An 18221-nucleotide genomic window follows, 5' to 3' on the forward strand; every position below is an offset into this window, starting at 1 on the left:
CAGCCGCTGTATTCTCGCCTACATCTGTAGATAAATGAAGAAAATCGTTCACAAAAGTATTGCAACGACGAGATTACGGTGTTTGTTATCTGCAAGGGCACATTTTCAAAAACAGGCGGGTAGCACATCGACATGCCACAAGAAGCGCTTCTGGAACTCACCACCGATATCGTTACAGCCCATGTCGGCAACAATCCCGTATCGGCGGAACAGCTTCCTCAGCTGATTACATCGGTATATGCCTCGCTAGCAGGCCTGGGTGAGCCGCCCGAAATCGTAGAGGAACAGATTTCGCCCGCGGTCTCGATCCGCTCTTCGGTCAAACCGGATGCGATTACTTGCCTGGAATGCGGAACCAAGCTGAAATCGCTCAAACGCCATCTTCTGACCACGCACGGCCTCACTCCGGATGACTATCGCGCGCGCTGGAACTTGAAGCCGGACTATCCGATGGTCTGCAGCGACTATGCGGCCAAGCGCCAGGCCCTCGCCGTGGAAATCGGCCTTGGCAAGAAAGGCGGACGCAAGCCGAAGGCGGCAAAGGCAGCCCCCAAGGAAGAGCCTGTCGTCGAAACCGCGCCGGAAAAGCCCGCTCCGAAGGCCAGAGGTCGCCGCAAGCTCGGCATCAAGGCGGACTGACCGCTCGGCCGATCGCATCGGCGTAAACGAAAAGGAGCGCTCCCGCATCGTGCGGGAGCGCTCCTTTTCGTTTACGCTCTAAAGTCGGATTCCTAGAACAGGCCGTCGTCGAAATCGTCATCGTCGAGGTCGAAGGGGTCGGAACTCGGCGCTACTTCCGCGCCGGGCTGGAATGCGAGGTGCACCTCCCGCTCGCGGGCCATCGTATAGCGGGCCGCAATCGTCCCCAACAGGGCACCGAAGGCCGCTTCGCCCGGCTCGGGGATTTCCGCAGCCTCGCGCCCGAGCACCGAGAGCCGTTCGGCAATCGCCGTGAGCGGGCCGCCCACGTCTTCCTCGCAATCGATCGCGCCGGTCGTTTCCTCCAGGATCGCGGTCACGGAAACCGCGCCTTCGTCGAGGTCCGACAGGCCAGAGCGCATGCGTTCGCCGCCGTCGCGGATGCTGGCCAGCGATTCCGACAGCGCCGCTCCGGCATCGACGGGCGCATCGTCGTCCGACCCGCGAATGACGGCAGCGGCGGCTGTCAGCCCGTCGAAGGACTGGGCGATGCCCGAGGCGATCGTCGCCAGAGTGGCGGCGAAACCGCGAATTTCGGATGCGACCACCGCCAGTCCGCGCCCTTCATCGCCCATACGATAGCAGCGCAGGTCCGTGTTCCAGGCCATCTGCTGCACATCGCTGGTGATGCGGTGGACGGTCGCCAGTCGCTGCGCGAGGTTCTCGGCGGTCGTCGAGGCAAGGCCGCTCAGGCGGTTCGAACGGGCGTCGGCCTCGCGCAGGCGTTCGGTGACGCTGGCCACGTCGGCCACGCTGCGCTCCAGCCGGTGGAGAAACACGCCGTCGCCCTCTCCATCCCCGCCGTCGCGCAGTTCGAGCAGGCTGGCCGCACTTGGACCGATGCCGCGCAGGCTGCCCGTAAGCAGGCGCGATTCCCGCTGGAAGGTCTCCAGCGTATCCACCGCCTGCGCCGAGATCAGCGCCACGGCATGATCTGCGATTACCGCTGCGATTTCTGCCGGAAGCTCGCCGGGCGCTGCGATGAAAGCATCGATATCGACCAGTCCGTCCGCCAGATGCTCCAGCCGCTGGCGCGTGCTGTCACCGACCTGGAGCGCGCCGAGCGCGGTGCCCACCTGCGCGCGGATATGCCGGGCAACTTCGGCGATCCGCTGCGCACGCTCGGCCAGATCGATCTGATGCTGCTGCAGAGCCACGGCATCGTCGGAGAGCTTGCGCGGAACATGCGGGATCACTTGCGCGCATTCCCCGGCCAGCTGGCGCTCCACTTCGAACATGGCGGGCACGGCTTCGGCTAGCCAGGCGATCTCGCGCGAGAGACCCTCCATTTCGGTTTCGCCGAGGTCCAGCTTGACGAACATCGTATCGGCGAACCCGGAGAAGTCTCCCGAACCCGCCGCCGCCACCTTGATGTTGAGACCGCAGATGCGCAGAAAACTGAGCGTGCGGTTGACCTGGTCGATCTGGTGCGACAGCGCCGCGCTGGCCCGCTCGATCGAAACCAGCGCTTCCTTTCGCGTGGCCTGGATCGCGGGCAGCTGCATCAATCGGTCGGCAGTTCCGCGCATGTTGCCCACGGCGGCGTCGGCGGATTCGCGCTCGAAGGCATTGGTGACGTTTTCGAGAGCGCCGATCAGGCCTTCGACGATCTCGTAGGCCCGCGCCAACGCCATGCCCGCCGCCACGAAGCGCGCGTCGAGGCCCGCGGCGATGGCGGCAATGGCCTCGCTCAGTTCCACCAGCGAAGGTCCAGTGCCGGATGCCGGTGCGACAGGCTCCAGCGCGGCTTCGGGGAAATAGGCAATGTCGGTCATCGGCGATCTCTGTTCTGGGGCATTTGCTGGCGTGGTCATCATCGGTTGGTCGCCGCGAGCACTTCGCGGGCGATGGAACCGAGCGGGATCACCCGGTCCGCTGCGCCGCGCGCGATGGCTTCTCTGGGCATGCCGAAGACGATCGACGTCGCCTCGTCCTGCGCGAAAGTACGGGCACCGGCCTGCTTCATTTCCAGCAGGCCCCGCGCGCCGTCGTCACCCATGCCGGTCATGATGACGCCCACCGCGTTCGATCCCGCCGAGCGCGCGGCGGAGCGGAACAGCACGTCCACCGAAGGCCGATGGCGCGAGACCAGCGGGCCGTCTTTGACCGAAACATGATAGCGCGCGCCTTGCCGTTCGAGCATCAGGTGCTTGCCGCCCGGTGCGATCAGGACATGGCCGCGCAGCACGGGATCGCCGTCGACAGCTTCCTTCACGTCCACTTCGCAGAGGCTGTTGAGGCGCTTGGCGAAGGCGCGGGTGAAGTTTTCCGGCATGTGCTGGACCACGACGACGCCCGGCGCATTGGCGGGCAGTGCTTCCAGCACTTCGCGCAAGGCCTCGGTGCCGCCGGTAGAGGCGCCGAGGCAGACCACCATCTCGGTGGTGCGGCTCATGGCCCGCCCGCTCGGCGGGGGCAGCACGGCATCGGCGGTGAGCTTCTTGGCCGGACCTTCCGGTTTCGCCTCCCGCACCGCAGGCCGTCCGCGCACGCGGGCGCGGGAAGCGCCCTTCACAACGTCGCGGATCTGGAGATTGTGCTCGGCGAGATGATCCGCCACGCCAATGCGCGGCTTCAGGATCACGTCCACAGCGCCCGCTTCCATCGCCTGGAGCAGCGTCTCGGAGCCTTCTTCGGTCAGCGAGGAGCACATGACGACCGGCACCGGGCACTGCGACATCAGCTTGCGCAGGAAAGTGATGCCGTCCATGCGCGGCATCTCGACGTCGAGGGTGATGACGTCGGGCACTTCCTCCTGAATCCGGCGCGCGGCGCTGAAAGGGTCGGGCGCGGAACCGATCACCTCGATTTCCGGGTCTTCCTGGAGGATCGTGGTCATCGTCTGACGCACGCTGGCGGAATCGTCGATAACGAGAACGCGGATCTTCTTCTTCGCGAGCATCGCCTCAGCCCTTCCGGAACACGGTATTGGCGACCTGGCTCAGCGGCAACCCATGGCCGGTGATCGATTCCGAATGGCCGAGGAACAGGTAACCGCCCGGCTTCAGGCAATCGACGAGCCGCGAGACCACCTGCTTCTGGGTCGGCTTGTCGAAATAGATCAGGACGTTGCGGCAGAACACCAGGTGCATCGGCTCGCCCACCGGATAGCGCTCGTCCATCAGGTTGAGCCGGGCGAAGCCGATCGCGCTGCGCAAGGCAGGCACCATGCGCACGTCGCGCCGCGCCGCATCGCGCGGGAACATCACATATTTGCGTTGCAGGGCGTCGGGAACCGGATCGACCAGCTCGCGCGGATAGATACCCGTGCGCGCGGTTTCGAGCACATCGGTATCGAGGTCGGTGGCGAGAATGCCGTAAGCCGGGCCGCCTTGGGTCTCGGCATGATCGTCCAGCACCATGGCCAGGGTATAAGGCTCAGGCCCGGTCGAGCAGGCGGCGCTCCAGGCGCGGATCGAGCGGACGCCGCGCGCGGTCATTTCCGGCAGGATCACCTTGCTCAGATAGTCGAAGTGGCCCGGTTCGCGGAAGAAGTCGGTCTTGTTGGTGGTGACCGCGTTGATCAGCGACAGCCCTTCCTCGGCGAGGTTCTCCTCGGCGAAGATGTAGTCGCAATAGTCGTCGAGCGTCTGCGCGCCCACCGCCCGCTGGCGGCGGCGGAGCCGACCTTCGAGCATGGTCTTCTTGCTCTCGGGCATCTTGATGCCGGAATAATCGTAGATGTAGGCCGCCAGCCGCGCGAAATTGCGCTTGCTCATCGGGTCGCTGCCATGGGGCTGCGCGGAAGGCGAACTGCGAGTGGCCAGGGCGGCTGCGGTCATCTTTGCGGCTCCGGAATCAAGAGGGTCTTCAGGCAGCTGCGGCGGAGAGGCGCGAGGCTTCCTCGGCGGAGAAGATGCGCGCCATGTCCACCAGCACGGTGAAGCCCTCGTCGCGCTTCACCACGCCGCCGATATATTCGGAAGGCCAGCGCACGCCGACATCCGGCGCACCGCCGATCTGATCGGTGCGGAAGCTGGTGACTTCGATCACCCGGTCCACCACCAGCCCCAGCACGAGCACGCGGTCCTCCAGCGGAATGTCCGCCACCAGGATGCGCGTCGCCGGGGTCGGCTCCACCGGCGGCAGGCCGAGCCGCAAGCGGAAGTCGATCGTCGTCACGCCCTCGCCGCGCATGTCGGTAAGGCCGAGCAGGTAATCCGGGCCGCCCGGAATGCGGAAGGTTTCGCGGTAGTCGAGGATCTCGCGGACCAGTGCCACCGGCACCGCGAAGATCTCCGCTCCCAGACCGAAAGTCACGGCCTGGATTTCCTGCTCGTTGCTCATGCCGCGTGCATCCCGAAGGCGTCGTCGTGGTCGTCCGGACCGCCCATCGCGAGGTCGAGCGCGAAGCCGTTGGTCCGGGGCTGGGCATTGGCCGCCGAGGGTCGCTTAACAGGCGCCTTGATCGCGGCCTTGATCGGCGCCGGCTTGCGCGCGCCCACGCTGCGGACGGACTTGCCGGCATCCTCTACGCGGAAGTAGGCGATCGAGGCCTGAAGCTCCTCGGCCTGCGCCGCGAGTTCTTCCGAGGTCGAGGAAATCTGCTCCGAAGCCCCGGCGTTCTGCTGCGTCACCTGGTCGAGCTGCTGGATCGCCTGGTTGATCTGGCCTGCACCGATGTCCTGCTCGCGGCAGGCGGCGCTGATTTCCGAGATCAGTTCGGCGGTGCGGCGGATATCGGGCACCAGCTTGGAAAGCATCTCGCCCGCCTCGGTGGCCGCATCGACAGTGTTGGAGGAAACCGCGCTGATTTCCGCTGCCGCGCCCTGGCTGCGTTCGGCGAGCTTGCGCACTTCCGAGGCGACGACCGCAAAGCCGCGGCCATGCTCACCGGCGCGCGCCGCCTCGACGGCTGCGTTGAGCGCCAGCAGGTCGGTCTGGCGGGCGATTTCCTGGACGATGCCGATCTTCTCGGCGATCGTGCGCATGGCGCCGACAGCGCGGTCCACGGCCACGCCGCTGGCTTCCGCGTCCTGCGCCGACTGGCGGGCAATCTTCTCGGTCTGCGCCGCGTTCTCGGCGTTCTGCTTGATGTTGGCCGACATCTCTTCCATCGAGGCCGAGGCCTGCTCGGCAGCGGCGGCCTGCTCGGTCGCGCCCTGCGAGACCTGCTCGGAAGTCGAGGACAGTTCCTGGCTGCCGCTGGCGACATTGTTGGCCGCCACTGTGGCATCGCCGACGACGCCGCGCAGACGCTCGATCATGCGAACCAGGGCATGACCCAGCGTGTCCTGTTCGGACAGCGGCTTGTGCGTGACGGTAAGGTCGCCGTCGGCGATCTTGTCGGCCAGGGCGGCGCTGACGCGCAAGTTGGCGGTCATCCGGTTGACGGTATCGACGAGGTCCTTGATCTCGTCGTTCGAAGTCACTTCGACGTCGTTGTCGAGATCGCCGATGGCCACTGCATTGATCGCAGTGCTCACCCGGCCGAGGCCGCGCGAAACGATCAGCGAAATCCACACACCGCCCACCAGCGCGCCGATGATGGCAATGGCAGCGACGGTCAGCAGCGTCGCACGCGACGAGGAATAAAGCGCGTTGGTATCCTTGTCGACCTGGGCCATGTCGTTGCGAGCGCGCTCGACGAAGGCGTCGGTCTGCGCAACGATCCCGTCCAGTACCTCGCGGCCGCTGCCGAGTGCGAGCGCGGCGGCTTCCTCATTCTGGTTGGCCCGCGCCAGATTGCGAATGCGCGCGTCAAGCGGCTTGAAGCGCTCGAACGAGGCCCGCATGTCGCGCCAGGCCTGCTTGGTATCCGGCAGGGCATTGGCGTCGCCGGCATCCAGCAGGCGCTCGAATTCCGACAGCGCCTCGGTCACCTTGCCGTCGAATTCCCGCATCTGTTCGGGATCGTTAGTCATCGTCATGCTGCGTTCGTTGCGCGCCAGCGTGCCGAACACGACCTGGACCTGTTGCGCGCGGGCAAGGCGCCCGGCGGGACCGTTGATGAGATCGGTGATCGCGGTGTTGAGCGTACCGAGCCGCGTCAGGCTGACGCCGACGACGACGGCAAGCAGGATCAGGATAATGGCGAAGGTAACGCCCAGCTTCATTTTTATTGTTGCGCGCATGGCAATGGGAACCCTGAAAAAGGGATTGGGGGGAAAGTCGGTAATCAGGATCGGTACGGGCGGGCGCGTCAGGCCGCGTGGGTGCTGAACGCCTCGTCCTCGCTGTCGGGCCCGCCGGTGGAGAGATCGAGCGCGAAGCCGCGAACACGGGCCTGCTGATCGGCGACCGAAAGCGCACGCGGACTGCGCGCCGGAGCCGGAGCAGCCTTGCGGGCTGCCGGAACCGGCTTGCGGACCGCCACCGGAGCAGCGGCGCGGCGGCTGCCGCTATCCGACGTGCGGAAGTAGGCGATCGAGGTCTGAAGCTCTTCCGCCTGTGCGGCAAGCTCTTCCGAAGTCGTCGAAATCTGCTCGGAGGCCCCGGCGTTCTGCTGGGTCACCTGATCGAGCTGCTGGATCGCCTCGTTGATCTGCGCCGCGCCGATATCCTGTTCGCGGCAGGCCACGCTGATCTCGGAGACCAGCTCGGCGGTGCGGCGGATGTCGGGCACCAGCTTGGAGAGCATCTCACCCGCCTCGGCGGCGGCCTGCACGGTCTCGGTCGAGACCGCGCCGATCTCGGCGGCGGCGTGCTGGCTGCGTTCGGCCAGCTTGCGCACTTCCGAGGCGACGACCGCGAAACCGCGACCATGTTCCCCGGCACGCGCCGCTTCGACAGCCGCGTTCAGGGCAAGCAGGTCGGTCTGGCGGGCGATCTCCTGGACGATGCCGATCTTCTCGGCGATCGTGCGCATGGCGCCAACCGCGCGTTCCACGGCAACCCCGCTCGATTCCGCGTCCTTGGACGACTGGCGGGCGATCTTCTCGGTCTGCGCCGCGTTGTCGGCGTTCTGCTTGATGTTGGCGGCCATCTCTTCCATCGAGGCCGAAGCCTGTTCGGCAGCGGCGGCCTGTTCGGTCGCACCCTGCGAGACCTGCTCGGAACTGGACGACAGCTCCTGGCTGCCCGCCGAGACGTTCTCCGCCGCCACGTTCGCATCGCCGACCACACCGCGCAGGCGCTCGATCATCCTATTCACATGGCCGAGCAGGTCGCCGATCTCGTCGTTGGAGGTCACTTCGACGGTGCGGGTCAGGTCGCCTTCGGCCACCTGCCGCATGGCGTCTCCGGCCGCCTTGAGGCCGCGCGCAATCAGCAGCGCCAGCCAGGCAGCGGCGATAACGGTAATGAGAACCGCGGCCACGCCCATGCCGATCATCAGCGAACGGGCCGAACCGTAGGCCACTTCAGTATCGTCGTCGGCCTTCGTCATCATGCGCTGCTGGGCCTGGACCAGGGTTTCGACGGTCTTGGTCACGGCCTTGGCGCGTTCACGGGATTCGCCCATCGTCAGGGTCGCAGCGGCGGTCTTGTCGCGGCCGCTGAGTTCGCTGACCTGCTGGTTCACCGGCTTGAACGCATTCCACTGCTCGCGCAGCTGCCCCCAGGTCGCCCGCGTCTCCTCCGAGGCGACGGCATTGGCCTGCTCGACTTCCTGCTCGACCTTGTCGCGCCAGGTGGAGATGTTCGTCTCCAGTTCGCGGCGCTCAACCGGATCGTCGGTGAGAACGAGGTTCTTCTCGGCTCGAACCATCATGCTGACGCCGCCGTCGATCGCGCGGGCGCGATCGAGCTGCTTGGCCGGACCGGCGACGAGACCGCCGATGGCGTCGTTCAGCAAGGTGAGGCGGGAAATGCCGACCGCGATAGTCACCGACAGGATGATAAGGAGGATCGCAAAGGTCCCCCACAGCTTCAGCTTGATCGTTGCACGCATGATGGCCCCCGCCTCAATGTACTGTGGATGGCTGACCGGCAGCGGAATCGCCTGTGCCGGTCAGTGAACGAAAGATCGCGGCAAGGTCCGGCAGGACGACGACGCCGTCCTGTCTGCGAACCAGTTCGCGGACGAAATCGCGGCGCCAGCGCATGCCGACCGCAGGCGGTTCTTCGCTGGCGGAACGGTCGAGCGTGGCGACCTCATGAACCTTGTCGGTACGGATGCCGATCTGGAACACTTCGCCTTCCGCCTCGGTCTCGATCACGACGATGCGGCTGTCGACCGTCGCTTCGGCTTCGGGCATGGCGAAAGCCAGCCTGAGGTTGGCGATCGGGATGATCTTGCCGCGAAAGTTGACGACGCTGCCCAGCAGCGGCGCCGCGCCGGGCACGCGGGTTTCGGGCAGGAGGTCGAGAATCTCGCGGACCAGCGTGGCCTCCAGCGCGAAAGTCTCCTCGCCGAGGTTGAAGGTCAGCACTTCGAGACGGCCTTCGCCATCCCACTGCGTGGAAGTAGGTTCGGGCATGGGTTTATCCGGCGGCGCGCAGCCGCTCCTCCTGGTTCTGGCCGAGCATGACGAGCTGGGCGACATCGAGGATCAGCGCGACCCCGCCGTCGCCGAGGATCGTGGCCCCCGCGAACGTCGCGACATCTCGGTGCAGCGGCGACATCGACTTGATGACGGTCTGGTGGCTGCCGATGATCTGGTCCACCACCAGCCCGACGCGCTCGCTGCCGGTAGCGATGACGACGATCTTCTGGTGCGGATCGGGCCGCGTGCCGGTGTCGAAAATCTCGCGCAGGCGCAGGAACGGCACCAGCCGGTCGCGCAAGGTGATGAAGCTGCGACCGCGCGAGCGCAGGTCTTCCTCAAGGCTGAGTTCGAGGCATTCCTCCACCGCGCCGAGCGGGATCACGTAGCGGCCCTCGCCCACGCGGACGAGCAGGCCGTCGATGATCGCCAGGGTCAGCGGGATGCGCAGCACCACGGTCGAGCCTTCGCCCGGTGCCGAGGTGATGTCGATCGTGCCGCGCAGACTCTCGATCGTGCGCTTCACCACGTCCATGCCGACGCCGCGCCCGGACAGGTTCGTGACTTGCGCCGCCGTGGAGAAGCCCGGATGGAAGATCATCTGGAGCAGGTCGTGGTCGGAAATCGGCTGGCCGGGCTGGATCAGCCCTTGCGCCTCGGCCTTGGCGCGCACGCGTTCGCGGTCGATCCCGCGCCCGTCGTCGCGGATGGTGATGAGTACTTCGCCGCCCGCCTGATGGGCCGAGAGGCGGACCTGTCCGGCAGCAGGCTTGCCTGCAGCGAGGCGGTCCTCGGGGGTTTCGAGGCCGTGGTCGCAGGCATTGCGGATCAGGTGGACCATGGGATCGGCGAGGCGCTCGATCATGGTCTTGTCAACTTCGGTGGTCTCGCCTTCGGTCGAGAGCTCGATGGTCTTGCCGGTCTCGCGCGCGAGGTCGTGAACGAGGCGACGGAAGCGGCTGAACAGGCTGGCGACGGGAACCATGCGCAGGACCATCATGGTATCGCGCAACTCGCCCGCAAGCCGTTCGATTTCCTCGGAGATCGAACGCAGCGCCAGTTCGTTGCCGACCGCAGAACCGTGACCGTTGGCAAGCTGCGACAGGCGGCTCTGGACGATCACCAGTTCGCCCACGCGGTCCATCAGTTCGTCGAGCCGCTCGGCAGGCACGCGGACGCTTTCACCGGCGGGCTTGGCAGGCGTGCGGCTCGCCGCACTGTCCTGTACCACTGCGGGTGCATCGGTTGCGGGTACATCGACCAGTGGTTCGGCAAGCACTGCCGCCGGTGCGTCGGAAGCCTCGACTTCGAGCGGCTCGACGGTCAGTTCCATGTCGTCCATCACGAAGATGAACACGTCGTCGATATCGTCGCGCGAGATGTCGCCGCGCAGTTCGACGTCCCAGCCGATGTGGCATTCGGTCGGCACCAGTTCGGCCAGCGGCGGAATGGTGTCGGTGCGCGCGACGATCCGGCATTCGCCGAGATCGCGCAGCTCATCGAGCAGCATCAGCGGATTGGTGCCGTTGGCCATGGCCTCTGCGGGCAGGCGGAAGAACAGGCGCCAGCCCTTCGGCGCGGCGGGAACCGCAGCTGCGGCAGGCGCTTCGCTCGAGGCGCCGTCGATCGCCGCCTGAAGCTGTGCAAGGATCGCCGCGCCCGCGCTTTCCAGCCCGGCACCGTCGCCCTCGATCAGCGCGCGCATGTGGTCGCGGGCCGAGAGGATCACCGCGACCAGCTCCTGCGTCGCCGGGGCCAGCCCCTTGCGCACGCGGTCGAAGGCGGTCTCGCAGTGGTGGGTGAAATTGGCCAGCGCATTGAAGCCGAACATCGCGCCCGAGCCCTTGAGCGTGTGCAGCCCGCGGAACACTTCGTCGATCAGGCCCCGGTCATCCAGCCGGTGGCCGAGATCGAGCAGGCCCTGCTCGATCTGGTCGAGCAAGTCGCCCGCCTCGACGCGGAACGCCGCGATCGGGTCCTGCGTGCTCACCGGCCCAGGACCTTGCGCGAAACCTTGATGAGCTGTTCGGGCACGAAAGGCTTGACCAGCCAGCCGGTGGCCCCGGCGGCCTTGGCCTGCTGCTTCATCGCGTCATCGCTCTCGGTGGTGAGGAAGATGATCGGAATGCCCGCCTGCTCCGGCGCCTTGCGCAGTTCGCGGATCATCGTCAGCCCGTCCATGTTGGGCATGTTGAGATCGGTGATGATCAGGTCGAACCGCTTGGCGCCCGCTGCGGCCAGTCCCTCGACGCCGTCGCCCGCTTCGGTGACGTCGTAGCCCGCGCCGGTCAGCGCGATGCGGATCGCCATGCGCAGGCTGGGGGAATCGTCGACGGTAAGGATAGAGGCAGTCATTGCGGCAGTTCTCCGTGGAACCAGAATTCGAGGTCCTGAGGGGTGAGGTCCGTGAGGAAGCCAGCGCGTTCGAGCAGCGCGGCGACCGCGCCGCCGGCAGGATGCGCCAGACGCAGGTCGCGCCCCGCCCGCGTCCACTGATCGCGGGCAGAGTAGAGGATCTCGACAAAGGCAAGATCGACTTCGTTCAGTGCAGACAAGTCAAGATCGAGATCGCCCTCCGCATCGTACTCGGCGGAGAGAATACCTGCGAACTGGTGAGCGGAACGCACCGTCACCGAATCCGGTACTACCAAGGACTGGCGCATTACTTCCTCTGGAATTTCGCCGACGAAGGAAATCGCGTCGGCGCGAACGGGGGGATGTTCTAATTCTAGAGGATTTCCGGGAGAAGAAGGCGCTTCTCCCGTATTTTTTCACGCATCGGGCCGCTCTCTCCTGCGGGAGGGAGCGGCCCGATCGAAAAGGCGGCCGGGCTTACTGCCAGGCCTTGAAAGTGATCCCGAACATCTGCGGATCGGACGGCGTTCCCAGGATGAGACCGGAGTTGCCCGCCTGGATCGTCAGGTTCTGGATATAGTCGCGGTTGAACAGGTTGCGGGCGAAGACATCCACTTCCCAACCCTTCTCGGAGCGATAACCGACGACGGCATTGGTCACGGTATAGCCGCCGATCCAGGTGTAGCGCGAAAGGCTGGGGTCGCCGTAATATCCGCTGCGCGCGCTGGTATCGCTGTGCAGGATCAGGCTGCCGCTCTCGGAAACCGGCAGGTTGTAATCGATCCCGAGCGATCCGGCCCAGCGCGGCAGGCCGGACAGGCGCTGGCCAGTCAGCGAACAGGCGGTGGTCGCCGCGCTCTGAAGCTCCAGCGGGCAAGTGCCGGCCGGGTAGTCGCTGTATTCGCCGTGGGAATAGGAACCCGAGGCGCGAACCGTCAGCCCCGGTGCGAGCAGCGCCGTGGCATCGGCCTCGATGCCCTTGACCGTCACTTTGGGAATGTTCGAAAGATAGCCGCGCAGCGCCACCGTCTGCGTGCTGTCGACGATGGTGGCCTGGAAGTCGGTCACGTCGGTCCAGTAGCCGGTCAGGTTGAAGATCAGATGCCGGTCCAGCAGCGTCGACTTCAGACCCACTTCGTAAGTCGTGTTCTTCTCCGGCTTGATGACCGCAGTGGAAAGGACCGGCTGGTTGGCGTTGTCGAGCGGCAAGCCCGACATGTTGATGCCGCCCGACTTGAAGCCCCGCGCATAACCGGCATAGGCCATCAATCCGTCGGTCACGGTCCAGGCTAGGTTGGCACGTCCGGAAAGGCTGCCGTCCTTGTCGCTCGCCGAATAGCTCTGCGGGCGCAGGACCGAGAGCTTGGCATTGATCAGCGCCGTATTGGTCGTTGCGAGGCCGCCGTAGACGGTGCTGCTATAGTCCCCATCCTTGGTCTCGTAAGTATAGCGCAGGCCGCCGGTCAGGGTCAGGCGGTCGGTCAGCTTGTAGTTGAGTTCGCCGAAGGCGGCATAGCTGTCGGTCACGAAGCGGGTGCGCCCGTCGGTGCCGTAGCCGTCCAGCAGGTTGCCCGGCACCGGCGTATTGTTCGCGCCCGTCGTCGGGCCGATCAGCCAGTAGGCGGCAAGCGGGCCGTAGATGCTGATCGGGCGCCCGGTGATCTTCTGGCGGAAGTAATAGAGGCCGAGCACATAGCTGAGCCGCGTGTCGCCGTCCGAGGCGAGGCGCAGTTCCTGGCTGAACTGGTCCTGCCGCGAGGGGATGTGCTGCGACATCTGGATCGGCAGGCCGGTATAGTCGCGGTCGTTCTCGGCATCCCAGTTCCAGAAGCGCCAGGCGCTGACCGAGGTGAGCGTGGCATTGCCGAAGTCCCAGTCCATGATGGCCGAGACGCCACCTTCGTTGGTGTCGACATCGAGCGGGCCGTCGATATCGGTCACGCGGTCGTAGGGATTGGTGCTGGCGGGGGTGTAGTTCTGCCCGGCGGCAAGCGCGGGATACTGGCGCGCGGGATTGCGCAGGCTCTGGCCGACCCGCAGATAGACCTGCGTGCAGCAATCGCTCTGGAACCGGGTGAAGTCGGCGGTCAGGCGCAGCTTGAAGCTGTCGGTGGGGAGGAAAAGCAACTGGCCGCGCACCGCCTGGTTGCCGATCCCGTTATGGTCGCGCCCGTCCGCGACGTTGCGGATCACGCCGTCACGCCGGGTCACGAGGCCGGAAATACGGAAGGCCAGAGTGTCGGTGATCGGGCCGGACCCCGAGGCCTTGACCTGCACGAAGCGGTTCTCGCCCAGCGAGATTTCCTCGCTCGCCTCGGGCGTGAAGGTCGGCAGGCGCGAGGTGATGTTGATCGCACCCGCCGTCGTGTTCTTGCCGAACAGGGTGCCCTGCGGGCCGCGCAGCACTTCGATCTGGTCGATATCCGAGAAGTCGAAGGCGGCGGTCGCCGGGCGGGCGTGGTAGACCTGATCGATGTAGAAGCCCACGCCGGGTTCGAGCCCGTCGTTCGCCTGGCTCACCGCCACCACGCTCGACCCGAGGCCGCGGATGGTGAAAGCGGTGTTGCGCGGGTTCGCCGAGCTGTAGTTGAGGCTGGGCACGAGCTGGCTCAGCAGGTTGGTGTTGACCGTATAGGAGCGGTCCAGCAGCGCGCCGCTGACGACGGAGATCGCGGCGGGTACGTCCTGCGCATCTTCGAGACGGCGACGGGCCGAGACGACGATCGGGGTCAGGCCTTCCTCTCCCGCCTCCACCACAGTTTCCGACCGCTGCGCTTCGGCAGCCGCTGCAGGACAGGCAAAACCGATGGCCGACGCCGCCATGGCGAAGACCGGCGCAGTCGAACGAAGCAGGCGCGATTTCATGATGGTCCCCATATTTTCCCTGTACGGCAACTCCCATTGCCGATGCCCGTAGAGGAATAAATATATTTGCTCGTATATAGCACCCCTCCCATGGTTTAGGGGTATGGGCACAAGCGGACACCCTCCCCTGACAGCAAGCGCGGCGCGGCCAATACTGAACCTTGGTATAGGAAGACCTCATCACCCTTGAGCGCGGACGGCAATCGCTTCATGCCGGGCGCTTCGATGGACGGACCGAAGGCATGACGTTCGGTCCGCAATGGGGAAGCAGAGAGCATGAATGCGTTTCGCATCGGATTTGCCGAGGCCCTCGGCCTGGTAACGGAGGCGGTTTCGCCGGGGCCTGGCGAGACGGTTCCGACCCACGCGGCGGCGGGCCGAATTCTCGCGCAGGATGTCATCGCCGCGCGGGACTTTCCGCCTTTCGACATGTCGGCGATGGATGGTTTCGCCATCGGAGAAGACCGGATCGCGGGTCCTGCCGAACGGCGCCTGCGCCTCGGCACGCCGCAGTACGCGGGCGATCCGGCAAGGCTTTTGGCCTCGGACGAAGCCATGCCGATCTTCACCGGCGCGGCGGTGCCACAAAATGCCGCTGCGGTGGTCATCAAGGAGAAGGCGACGATCCTTGGCGATGCGCTGGTCCTGACCGAAGAGGTTCCGCTTCACGCCAACATCCGGCGCACCGGCGAAGATGCCTGCGCGGGCGAGCGCGTCCTGTCCGCCGGATACCGGATCGATGCAGCCGCGATCGGGGCATTGAGCTGTTACGGCGTCGCCGCGCTTTCCGTTCGCGCTAAGCCGAAAGTGGCGATTCTGGTGCTGGGAGACGAACTCGTCCCGGCAGACGGTGCGGCTGCGGGCGGCGTGATCGATGCGAACGGACCGATGGTCGCAGCGGCGTTGATCGAAGCGGGCTGCGAGATCGTCCAGCGGGTAACCGTGCGGGACGAGATCGAGGCGATCTGCGACGCCATTCTGGAGGCTCTCTCGACCGGACCCGACATCATCGTCACAACCGGCGGTGCCTCGGTCGGCGCACGCGACTATGTACGCCATGCCGTCGAGCGGATCGGGGCGGCGGTCCATTTCCACGGGGTGCACATGCGTCCCGGAAAGCCGGTGCTATTCGCCCGCAGCGGCGGCGGAACGCCGATCTTCGGACTGCCCGGAAATCCGGTTTCCGCCCTCGTCGGCACGCGCTTCTTCGTGATGGCGGCAGTGCGTGCGCTGCTCGGTCTGGCACCGGAGCGCGCCGCGCTGGTGTTGCCCGAGCCACCCGAGGCCGGCCCCACCCGGTTTCTCAAGGCACGAGGGACGGGCCTCGGCGCCGGGATGGAGATAACGATCCTGCCCGGCCAGCAGTCGCACCTGATGCGTCCGCTGCTGGAGGCCAATGCCTGGCTGGTGCGCGGCGGGAACAGTCCTTCGGCGCTGTTCCCGCTGTTCGACGACTTGCGCGACTGAAAGACATTGGGGCTGGTGCCGCTCTGAAAATGCCCTCACGAGCATTTTCAAACGGACTCTGAGGCTCAGGCCGCCTCGCGCGGGCCGACCTTGCCGCGGAAGACCCAGTAACTGTAGGTCACATAAGTCAGGATCACCGGCACGATCACGATCACCGCGCCCGCCACGATGGCCTGGGTCCGGGGCGAGGAGACGCCTTGCCGGATCGTCATCACGCCGGGAATGGCATCGGGCCAGATGCTCGCGCCGATACCGGCGAGGGAGACCACGAACATCACGATGCTCGCCGCGAAGGGTAGCCATTGCCGCTCGCCCCACAGCCCGCGCCAGATGGTGAACCAGGCGAGGACGGCCGCGATCGGTAGCGGTGCCAGCAGCAGGGCGGAAGGCCACGCGAACCAGCGCGCCGCAACGTGCGGGAACATGATCGGCGTCCAGATGCTGACCAGCGCGATGGCGCCGCCGGTCGCCAGCAGCGCCGGACGGGCGATCTCGCGCGCGAAAATCTGGGTATTGCCCTCGGTGCGCCAGATCAGCCAGCCCGCCCCCAGCAGCGCATAGCCGGCGACGACGCCGAGGCCGGTCAGGCAGGAAAACAGTCCGAGCCAATCGAACGGGCCGCCCGAAAAATGCGTGTCCGTCACCCGGATATCGCCGCCGATGAAGGCGCCGAGCACGGCGCCCTGGCAGAACGCGGCCAGCACCGAACCGGCGGTGAAGGCAATCGACCAGACCAGTTCCAGGAAGCCTTCCTGCGCGCGGAACTCGAACGCCACGCCGCGCAGCACCAGCCCCAGCAGCATCAGCGCCAGCGGCACGTAGAAGGCCGGAAGCAGGATCGAGAAGGCGACGGGAAAGCCCGCCAGCAGCACCATGCCGCCCAGTACCAGCCAGGTCTCGTTGCCGTCCCACATGGGGGCGAGCGAGCGCATCATCACGTCGCGGTCGCTCGTGCGCGGCGCGAAGGGAAAGAGAATGCCCACGCCTAGGTCGAAACCGTCCAGCGTGACGTAAAGCGCGATCACGACCCCTGCGGCGCAGGCGAAGAACGTCGGGAAATCGATCCAGTTCATTGTTCCGTGTCCTTCCGGCGCGCAGTGAGGCCGATCGCCCCGGCCTTGCGCCCCACAAGCGCGACCGGGCCGGAACTGGCCGGTCCCTTGAACACCATGCGCCCGGCGTAGAAGAAGAAGCCCAGCAGCAGCAGGTTGTAGAGCAGCAGCGCAATGCCGAGCGATGAGGCGACGGCGCCGCCTGCGACCGGCGAAACCGCGTCGGACGTCCGCAGGAAGCCATAGACCACGTAAGGCTGCCGTCCGATCTCGGTGACCATCCAGCCCGCGATCGTGGCGATGAAGCCCAGCGGCACCCCCGCCATGCAGACCAGCAGGAACCGCCGCGAGACGAACAAGCGCCGCCGCAATCGCAGTACCAGCCCGGTCACGGCAATCGCCAGCATGGCCATGCCGCAGCCGACCATCACACGGAAGGCGAAGAACACCGGCAGCACCGGCGGCTGTTCGCTGGGCGGGACTTCCTTCAGGCCCTTGATCGTACCGTCGAGCGAATGGGTGAGGATGATGCTGCCGAGCAGCGGTACTTCGATGGCGAAATCGTTCTTCTGCGCCTTCTGGTCCGGCCAGGCGATCAGGTTGATCGGCGCGCGCGACATGGTTTCCCAGCGCCCCTCGATCGCCGCCAGCTTCATCGGCTGATACTGGCGCGTATTGAGGCCCTGCTGGTCGCCGAGGACCATCTGGAGCGGAACCAGCACGACCGCCAGCCACAGCGCAAGGGAGAAGCAGGCTCGCGCCGCGTTCTGCTCTTCCTCGCGTCCGCGCCAGAGCCAGAATGCGGAGACGCCTGCCACGACGAACGATCCCGTCACGAAGCTGGCGGTCAGCATGTGGGCCAGGCGGAACGGCATCGACGGGTTGAACACGACGCCCCAGAAACTGGTGGCGACGAAACGGCCGTCCGGCGCGATCGTGAAGGCGGTCGGGGTCTGCATCCAGCTGTTGGCAGTGATGATCCAGAATGCCGAGATCACCGTGCCGGTCGCGACGATAGCGCAAGCGGCCAGATGGAACCTGTCGCTGACCCGGCCCTGCCCGAAGAGCATGACGCCGACGAAGCCTGCCTCCAGGAAGAAGGCGGTCAGCACTTCGAGCACGAAGAGCGGGCCGATCACGTCGGCCGTCATCCGCGCATAGTTCGACCAATTGAGCCCGAGCTGGTAGGAAATCACCACCCCGGTCACCACGCCCATGCCGAAAGCCAGCGAGAAGATGCGGATCCAGAAACGCTGGAGCTGGCGATAGGCCGGATCGCCGGTGCGCAGCCAGGCGACGCCGAGGAAGACGATGAACCACGCCAGGCCGATGGTGAAGGCGGGCCACAGGATATGGTACCCCATGGTGAAGCCGAACTGGAGGCGCGAGAGGATCAGGGCAGACATCGGGATGTGCT

The 18221-nt window shown here is 66.0% G+C and carries 15 protein-coding genes; 2 read left to right on the top strand and 13 right to left on the bottom strand.

Annotation, left to right across the window (positions count from 1 at the left end; all coding sequences use genetic code 11):
• The first annotated feature begins 132 nt into the window (after positions 1–132).
• The gene (locus ACZ1II_RS05995) at positions 133–639 is read left to right on the top strand and encodes a Ros/MucR family transcriptional regulator (RefSeq protein WP_465143506.1); all 507 of its coding nucleotides are present in this window, start codon (positions 133–135) and stop codon (positions 637–639) included.
• A 92-nt stretch (positions 640–731) separates the two neighbouring features.
• Here the strand turns inward: ACZ1II_RS05995 and ACZ1II_RS06000 are convergent, their stop codons facing one another.
• The 11 genes from ACZ1II_RS06000 to ACZ1II_RS06050 form a co-directional block, all read right to left on the bottom strand.
• Positions 732–2474: a hypothetical protein gene (locus tag ACZ1II_RS06000; protein WP_465143507.1), complete on the bottom strand. Its 1743-nt coding sequence runs from the start codon at positions 2472–2474 to the stop codon at positions 732–734.
• A 38-nt stretch (positions 2475–2512) separates the two neighbouring features.
• Positions 2513–3601, bottom strand: a complete 1089-nt coding sequence (locus tag ACZ1II_RS06005) for a protein-glutamate methylesterase/protein-glutamine glutaminase (protein WP_465143508.1) — start codon at positions 3599–3601, stop codon at positions 2513–2515.
• A 4-nt stretch (positions 3602–3605) separates the two neighbouring features.
• Complete coding sequence (locus tag ACZ1II_RS06010) at positions 3606–4418, bottom strand: CheR family methyltransferase (RefSeq protein WP_465144537.1); 813 nt, start codon at positions 4416–4418, stop codon at positions 3606–3608.
• A gap of 91 nt (positions 4419–4509) precedes the next feature.
• Entirely contained in the window at positions 4510–4986 is a 477-nt protein-coding gene (locus tag ACZ1II_RS06015) for a chemotaxis protein CheW (RefSeq protein WP_465143509.1), read from the bottom strand.
• Entirely contained in the window at positions 4983–6755 is a 1773-nt protein-coding gene (locus ACZ1II_RS06020; RefSeq protein ID WP_465143510.1) for a methyl-accepting chemotaxis protein, read from the bottom strand. The genes ACZ1II_RS06015 and ACZ1II_RS06020 overlap by 4 nt, the downstream gene beginning before the upstream one ends.
• Positions 6756–6841: 86 nt before the next feature.
• Complete coding sequence (locus ACZ1II_RS06025; protein WP_465143511.1) at positions 6842–8530, bottom strand: methyl-accepting chemotaxis protein; 1689 nt, start codon at positions 8528–8530, stop codon at positions 6842–6844.
• Positions 8531–8543: 13 nt separating this feature from the next.
• Positions 8544–9059: a chemotaxis protein CheW gene (locus tag ACZ1II_RS06030; protein ID WP_465143512.1), complete on the bottom strand. Its 516-nt coding sequence runs from the start codon at positions 9057–9059 to the stop codon at positions 8544–8546.
• A gap of 4 nt (positions 9060–9063) precedes the next feature.
• Complete coding sequence (locus tag ACZ1II_RS06035; RefSeq protein WP_465143513.1) at positions 9064–11055, bottom strand: chemotaxis protein CheA; 1992 nt, start codon at positions 11053–11055, stop codon at positions 9064–9066.
• Positions 11052–11420, bottom strand: a complete 369-nt coding sequence (locus ACZ1II_RS06040) for a response regulator (protein WP_147217643.1) — start codon at positions 11418–11420, stop codon at positions 11052–11054. The genes ACZ1II_RS06035 and ACZ1II_RS06040 overlap by 4 nt, the downstream gene beginning before the upstream one ends.
• Positions 11417–11728, bottom strand: coding sequence for an STAS domain-containing protein (locus tag ACZ1II_RS06045; RefSeq protein WP_465143514.1), 312 nt, complete (start codon positions 11726–11728; stop codon positions 11417–11419). The genes ACZ1II_RS06040 and ACZ1II_RS06045 overlap by 4 nt, the downstream gene beginning before the upstream one ends.
• 169 nt (positions 11729–11897) lie before the next feature.
• On the bottom strand, positions 11898–14285 hold the full coding sequence (locus ACZ1II_RS06050; RefSeq protein ID WP_465143515.1) for a TonB-dependent receptor: 2388 nt from the start codon (positions 14283–14285) through the stop codon (positions 11898–11900).
• A 276-nt stretch (positions 14286–14561) separates the two neighbouring features.
• On the opposite strand from ACZ1II_RS06050, the gene ACZ1II_RS06055 reads away from it, so the two are divergent.
• A complete protein-coding gene (locus ACZ1II_RS06055) occupies positions 14562–15752 on the top strand; it encodes a molybdopterin molybdotransferase MoeA (RefSeq protein WP_465143516.1) in 1191 nt (396 codons plus the stop codon).
• Positions 15753–15817: 65 nt separating this feature from the next.
• Here ACZ1II_RS06055 and ACZ1II_RS06060 read toward each other — a convergent pair whose 3' ends face one another.
• Together ACZ1II_RS06060 and ACZ1II_RS06065 are read right to left on the bottom strand one after the other, a co-directional pair.
• The gene (locus ACZ1II_RS06060; protein ID WP_465143517.1) at positions 15818–16825 is read right to left on the bottom strand and encodes a cytochrome d ubiquinol oxidase subunit II; all 1008 of its coding nucleotides are present in this window, start codon (positions 16823–16825) and stop codon (positions 15818–15820) included.
• The gene (locus ACZ1II_RS06065) at positions 16822–18210 is read right to left on the bottom strand and encodes a cytochrome ubiquinol oxidase subunit I (RefSeq protein ID WP_465143518.1); all 1389 of its coding nucleotides are present in this window, start codon (positions 18208–18210) and stop codon (positions 16822–16824) included. The genes ACZ1II_RS06060 and ACZ1II_RS06065 overlap by 4 nt, the downstream gene beginning before the upstream one ends.
• Between the last annotated feature and the right edge of the window lie 11 nt (positions 18211–18221).

Source organism: Novosphingobium sp. BL-S-20 (genome assembly GCF_055521635.1).